This is a genomic window from Promicromonospora kroppenstedtii DSM 19349, assembly GCF_000515355.1.
Lineage (GTDB): Bacteria > Actinomycetota > Actinomycetes > Actinomycetales > Cellulomonadaceae > Promicromonospora > Promicromonospora kroppenstedtii.
Genome location: NZ_KI911768.1, coordinates 9,984 through 11,306 on the forward strand (window position 1 = coordinate 9,984; position 1,323 = coordinate 11,306).

Consider the following 1,323-nt stretch of genomic DNA (forward strand, 5'->3'; position numbering starts at 1 on the left):
GCCCGGGCCGGTCGCCGCTGTGGTGAGCAGCGGCTCCCAGACCGGGCGGGCGAAGGTGCCCCAGTAGCGGCCCCAGTCGTCGGCGACGGCGGACCAGGGGTCGGCGGTGCTCACCGGATCAGAGGACCCGCTGTGCCTTGGTCAGGTTCTCCCGGAGCTCCTCGGCGTTCTGCCGGGAGACGTAGGCCGGGCGGTCGCGCTCGAAGCGCCACGACTCGCTGAGCGGGCCGGCGCTGACGGTGTCGAAGCCCGCCGCGTCGTAGAACGCGGTGACCAGCTCGACGGCCTCGGGGTAGTCGCTCGCCGTGGCCAGGGCGCGGCGGTTGGGCGTACCCGCCGGCGTTCCGTCGGTGGTGATCGTCGCCGCCACGATGTGGTTGAACGCCTTGACGACCTTGGAGGTCGGCAGGTGCTCCTGGAGCAGCCCGGAGACCGTCGCCTCGCCGCGGTCGAGGGCCTCGATGTGGCCGTCGCGCTCCCAGTAGTAGTTGTTCGTGTCGAGCACGATCTTGCCGGCCAGCGGCTCCACCGGGAGGTCACGGTAGGCCTTCAGCGGCACCGAGACGACGGCGACGTCGGCCGCGGCGGCTGCCTCCTCGGCGGTCGCCGCGCGGGCCTTGGGCCCGAGCTCCGCCACGAGGTCGGCGAGGGTCTCGGGACCGCGCGAGTTGGCGATCACGACCTCGTTGCCCTGCGCGATCGCCACGCGGGCGACCTGGCTGCCGATGTTCCCTGCTCCGATGATGCCGAAGGTAGTCATACGAGCGCCAACCCGGGGACGGCGCGCAGCATTCCACCCGCTCCGCGCCCGGCCGCCGTTCGTACGATGACCCCCATGGTGAACGGCGACACGGCAGACCGGGCACGGTCGTACCGGAAGGCCCCGGAGCGGCGCGCGCAGATCCTCGCGAGTGCCATCGCCGTCTTCGCGGAACGGGGCGTGGGTGCGTCCCTGCGAGCGATCGGCGAGGCGATCGGCGTGTCGCACGCCGCACTGCGCTACTACTTCGCGCACCGCGACGAGCTGCTGGTCGAGGTGTACCGGGCGCACGAGGCCACGGTGCGGGAGGCCACGGCCCACGAGCCGTCGGCGCCCGAGGAGGTGTCGGCCGTGGCGATGATGGAGCGCAGCGCCGAGCGCAACGCGTCGATCCCCGGCCTGGTCGAGCTGTACGCGACGCTCACGACCGACGCGCTGCAGGCGGAGCAGCACCCGGAGACCCGCGAGTTCGTGCACGCCCGGTTCCGGCGCGTCCGCGCCGACCTGGCCGAGCGGGTGCGCGCCGGCCAGGCCTCCGGCGCGGTCGCTGCCGACATCGACCC

Annotated in this window: 2 protein-coding genes; one reads left to right on the top strand and one right to left on the bottom strand. The window is 73.4% G+C overall.

What is annotated here, in order from left to right; translation table 11 throughout:
• Positions 1-118: 118 nt before the first annotated feature.
• Positions 119-901, bottom strand: coding sequence for an NAD(P)-binding domain-containing protein (locus PROKR_RS30210; protein WP_281171774.1), 783 nt, complete (start codon positions 899-901; stop codon positions 119-121).
• Here PROKR_RS30210 and PROKR_RS30215 point away from each other — a divergent pair.
• Positions 836-1,323: TetR/AcrR family transcriptional regulator (locus PROKR_RS30215; protein WP_036971738.1), on the top strand; the 488-nt coding region annotated here is incomplete at its 3' end. The genes PROKR_RS30210 and PROKR_RS30215 overlap by 66 nt on opposite strands.